General features: G+C 54.5%; 2 tRNA genes and 3 rRNA genes. All 5 read right to left on the bottom strand.

Annotation, left to right across the window (positions count from 1 at the left end):
- Positions 1 to 44 precede the first annotated feature (44 nt).
- The 5 genes from rrf to ACFQRK_RS23740 all read right to left on the bottom strand — a co-directional run bounded on the left by rrf (position 45) and on the right by ACFQRK_RS23740 (position 5,032).
- A 5S ribosomal RNA gene (gene rrf, locus ACFQRK_RS23760) occupies positions 45 to 156 on the bottom strand.
- A 65-nt stretch (positions 157 to 221) separates the two neighbouring features.
- Positions 222 to 3,095, bottom strand: a 23S ribosomal RNA gene (locus ACFQRK_RS23755).
- Positions 3,096 to 3,237: 142 nt separating this feature from the next.
- Positions 3,238 to 3,311 (bottom strand) — tRNA-Ala (locus ACFQRK_RS23750).
- A gap of 7 nt (positions 3,312 to 3,318) precedes the next feature.
- Positions 3,319 to 3,392 (bottom strand) — tRNA-Ile (locus ACFQRK_RS23745).
- Positions 3,393 to 3,509: 117 nt separating this feature from the next.
- Positions 3,510 to 5,032, bottom strand: a 16S ribosomal RNA gene (locus tag ACFQRK_RS23740).
- Together the 16S, 23S and 5S rRNA genes with 2 tRNA genes alongside form the textbook arrangement of a ribosomal RNA operon.
- Positions 5,033 to 5,043: the final 11 nt, after the last annotated feature.

Genomic DNA, 5,043 nt, shown 5'->3' with positions numbered 1-5,043 from the left:
AAAAAGAAAGCCCCGCTGCATTCTGCAACGGGGCTTCTTATAAAATCCGGCACCGACCTACTCTCACGCCTGTTACGGCAATACCATCGGCTCTGGCGGGCTTAACTGCTCTGTTCGGGATGGGAAGAGGTGGACACCGCCGATATAGGCACCTGAATACCTTTATGACAATAATCGGAAGAAAACAGTCAGAGATTGCGAGAAGGCAACAGCGTCTCTGCGCGAGAAAGCGCTCGGGCTATTAGTACCGCTCGGCTGTGATGTCACCACCTCTATACCTGCGGCCTATCGACCCCGTAGTCTACGGGGACCCTCAATGGAACATTCATCTCGTGGCCGGTTTCGCACTTAGATGCTTTCAGCGCTTATCCTAACCCGACATAGCTACCCAGCAGTACACCTGGCGGCATAACTGGTACACCAGCGGTCGGTCCAGCCCGGTCCTCTCGTACTAAGGCCAGCCCCACTCAATATTCCTACGCCCGCAACAGATAGGGACCGAACTGTCTCGCGACGTTCTGAACCCAGCTCGCGTGCCACTTTAATCGGCGAACAGCCGAACCCTTGGGACCTTCTCCAGCCCCAGGATGTGACGAGCCGACATCGAGGTGCCAAACCTCCCCGTCGATATGAGCTCTTGGGGGAGATCAGCCTGTTATCCCCAGAGTACCTTTTATCCTTTGAGCGATGGCCCTTCCATGCAGAACCACCGGATCACTATGTCCGTCTTTCGACCCTGTTCGGCTTGTCGGCCTCACAGTCAAGCAAGCTTATGCCATTGCACTCCACGTACGGTTACCAAGCGTACTGAGCTTACCTTTGAAAGCCTCCGTTACCTTTTTGGAGGCGACCACCCCAGTCAAACTACCCACCAAACAGTGTCTCCCTCGTCCGAGGGATTAGGAACCGGATACGCAAAGGGCGGTATTTCAAGGGCGGCTCCACGAGTCCTGGCGAACCCGCTTCAATGCCTCCCGCCTATCCTACACATCACGCACCCAGTCCCAATGTTAAGCTGTAGTGAAGGTTCATGGGGTCTTTCCGTCCCGTTGCGGGTAACCGGCGTCTTCACCGGTACCACAATTTCACCGAGCTCATGGCCGAGACAGCGCCCAGATCGTTACACCATTCGTGCAGGTCGGAACTTACCCGACAAGGAATTTCGCTACCTTAGGACCGTTATAGTTACGGCCGCCGTTTACTGGGGCTTCGATTCAATGCTTCGGGGTTACCCCCTGACATCCCCTCTTAACCTTCCAGCACCGGGCAGGTGTCAGGCCTTATACCTCATCTTTCGATTTCGCAAAGCCATGTGTTTTTGTTAAACAGTCGCCTGGGCCTTTTCACTGCGGCTGACTTACGCCAGCGCCCCTTCTCCCGAAGTTACAGGGCCATTTTGCCGAGTTCCTTAGCCATGATTCACTCGAGCACCTTAGGATTCTCACCCCGACCACCTGTGTCGGTTTACGGTACGGGTTCTGGTTGCCTGGAGCTTAGCGGTTTTTCTCGGAAGCAGGATTACCCACACTATCGGCGCAGCCGAAGCCTTGCCGTACTATCGGGGTTCAGCAAACATCCCGGATTTGCCTGGGATGCCTATACCTACGCCCTTCAACGCACTATTCCGTCAGTGCGCGGTGGTGTCACTTCTCCGTCCCCGCGTCGCAGCAACCAAAAGTACGGGAATATTAACCCGTTGTCCATCGGATTCGCCTTTCGGCTTCTCCTTAGGCCCCGACTGACCCTGATCCGATTAGCGTTGATCAGGAAACCTTGGTCTTTCGGTGGGCGGGTTTCTCACCCGCCTTATCGTTACTTATGCCTACATTTGCTTTTCCGGAAGGTCCACCCAATCTCGCGATAAGGATTCGCCCCCGCCGGAATGCTCCCCTACCGATATAAATATCCCATAGCTTCGGTAGCACGCTTGATGCCCGTTCATTATCCACGCCCGGCCGCTCGACTAGTGAGCTGTTACGCACTCTTTAAATGGATGGCTGCTTCCAAGCCAACATCCTAGCTGTCTGTGCAGCCGGACCTCGTTAGTCCAACTTAGCGTACATTTGGGGACCTTAGCTGATGGTCTGGGTTCTTTCCCTCTCGGCCCTGGACCTTAGCACCCAGAGCCTCACTGCAGAGTATATCCCGCGGCATTCGGAGTTCGTCTGGATTTGGTAGGATGTGACTCCCCCGCACCCAATCGGTAGCTCTACCTCCGCGGAACTAAACTCCACGCTGTTCCTAAAAACATTTCGGGGAGTACGAGCTATTTCCCAGTTTGATTGGCCTTTCACCCCTACCCTCAGTTCATCCGGAAGCTTTTCAACGCTTATCGGTTCGGCCCTCCAGTACCTGTTACGGCACCTTCAGCCTGACCAAGGGTAGATCACAAGGTTTCGCGTCTACCTCCACCGACTGCACGCCCTGTTCAGACTCGCTTTCGCTTCGGCTCCCCCACTGAATGGGTTAACCTTGCCGGTGAAGTGTAACTCGTAGGCTCATTATGCAAAAGGCACGCCGTCACCCCCTAAAGGGCTCCGACCGATTGTAAGCACACGGTTTCAGGTTCTATTTCACTCCCCTGTTCGGGGTTCTTTTCACCTTTCCCTCACGGTACTGGTCCACTATCGGTCTCTCAGGAGTATTTAGCCTTGGCGGATGGTGCCGCCGGATTCCCGCAGGGCGTCTCCGACCCCGCGGTACTCAGGATACCATTAGGCTGCATTTGCTTACGTGTACGGGACTATCACCCCCTATGGTGCCGGCTTCCCTTCCGGTTTCCACTTAACGCATGCATGCCATGTCATGGTCCTACAACCCCGCATATGCCGTAACATATCCGGTTTGGGCTAATCCGCGTTCGCTCGCCACTACTTGCGGAATCACTGTTGTTTTCTCCTCCTACGCCTACTTAGATGTTTCAGTTCAGCGCGTTCGCGTATTATACGATGTACCTTCAGTACATCAGGTTGCCCCATTCGGAAATCACCGGATCAATTCGCATTTGCCGATCCCCGGCGCTTATCGCAGCTTGTCACGTCCTTCTTCGCCTCTGAGAGCCTAGGCATCCCCCGTGTGCCCTTATTTACTTTCTTCAACCCATAACCCTTTTGCTGTTATGGATCTGCTTCCGCTACACGCCCGAAGGCATGCGCGGCTGTTGCCTTCTCTGTCTCTTCTTGTTTTCTTCCAATATGTCAAAGAACTCTCATTATCCCGGTCATCCGGGATAACCTGTGGAGAATAACGGATTCGAACCGTTGACCCCCTGCGTGCAAGGCAGGTGCTCTAGCCAGCTGAGCTAATTCCCCGATTCCGTAGTCCCGAGCAGACTTGAACTGCTGACCCCTACATTATCAGTGTAGTGCTCTAACCAACTGAGCTACGGGACTAGCTTGCCTTTCAATCTCCTCGGACTAACCGCGTAAGGGAACGGTGTCCTATGTCTTTTTATCTCCTTAGATATTATTGATGATTCATGGCGTAACGAGTACCAATCAGTACTCTAGAAAGGAGGTATTCCAGCCGCACCTTCCGGTACGGCTACCTTGTTACGACTTAGCCCCAATTACCAGTTTTGCCCTGACACGCTCCTTGCGGTCACATGCTTCAGGCACCCCCGGCTTTCATGGCTTGACGGGCGGTGTGTACAAGGCCCGGGAACGTATTCACCGCGTCATTGCTGATACGCGATTACTAGCGAATCCAACTTCACGGGGCCGAGTTGCAGGCCCCGATCCGAACTGTGATCGGCTTTGCGGGATTGGCGCCTCATCGCTGAGTGGCTGCCCGCTGTACCGACCATTGTAGCACGTGTGTAGCCCCGGACGTAAGGGCCATGATGACTTGACGTCGTCCCCGCCTTCCTCACTGTTTGCACAGGCAGTCTGGATAGAGTCCCCACCGTTACATGCTGGCAACTATCCACAGGGGTTGCGCTCGTTGCGGGACTTAACCCAACACCTCACGGCACGAGCTGACGACAGCCATGCAGCACCTAGTTTCGTGTCCCGAAGGACTTATCCATCTCTGGATAATTCACTAACTTTCAAGCCCGGGTAAGGTTCCTCGCGTATCATCGAATTAAACCACATGCTCCTCCGCTTGTGCGGGCCCCCGTCAATTCCTTTGAGTTTCACCCTTGCGGGCGTACTCCCCAGGTGGATGACTTAACGCTTTCGCTTGGGCGCCGGCATTCTATCGCCGACACCGAGTCATCATCGTTTAGGGCGTGGACTACCAGGGTATCTAATCCTGTTCGATCCCCACGCTTTCGTGCATCAGCGTCAATATCGCCTTGGTAAGCTGCCTTCGCAATCGGTGTTCTGTGGCATATCTATGCATTTCACCGCTACTTGCCACATTCCGCCTACCTCATCCGCATTCAAGCACACCAGTATCAACGGCACTGCGATGGTTGAGCCACCGTCTTTCACCACTGACTTAGCATGCCGCCTACGCACCCTTTAAACCCAATAAATCCGGATAACGCTCGGATCCTCCGTATTACCGCGGCTGCTGGCACGGAGTTAGCCGATCCTTATTCTCACGGTACACTCAAGCCGGCACGCGTGCCGGTGTTTGTTCCCGTGCAAAAGCAGTTTACAACCCATAGGGCAGTCCTCCTGCACGCGGCATGGCTGGTTCAGGCTCCCGCCCATTGACCAATATTCCTTACTGCTGCCTCCCGTAGGAGTCTGGTCCGTGTCTCAGTACCAGTGTGGGGGATTCTCCTCTCAGAGCCCCTAGGCATCATAGCCTTGGTAAGCCGTTACCCTACCAACTAGCTAATGCCACGCGAGCCCATCCGTCCCCTATAAATATTTGGTTATACAACCGATGCCGGTATATAACTTTATGCGGTGTTAATCCCTCTTTCGAGGGGCTATCCCCCTGGGACGGGCAGGTTGCTCACGCGTTACGCACCCGTGCGCCACTCTCACCACCAGCAAGCTGGTGGATCCCGTTCGACTTGCATGTATTAGGCCTGCCGCTAGCGTTCATCCTGAGCCAGGATCAAACTCTCCATTGTAAAAATGAAGT

The sequence above is a fragment of the Parapedobacter sp. GCM10030251 genome (assembly GCF_042666505.1).
Lineage (GTDB): Bacteria > Bacteroidota > Bacteroidia > Sphingobacteriales > Sphingobacteriaceae > Parapedobacter.
Note: the sequence above shows the minus strand (reverse complement) of the source record. Positions and strands in the feature narration are given on the sequence as shown.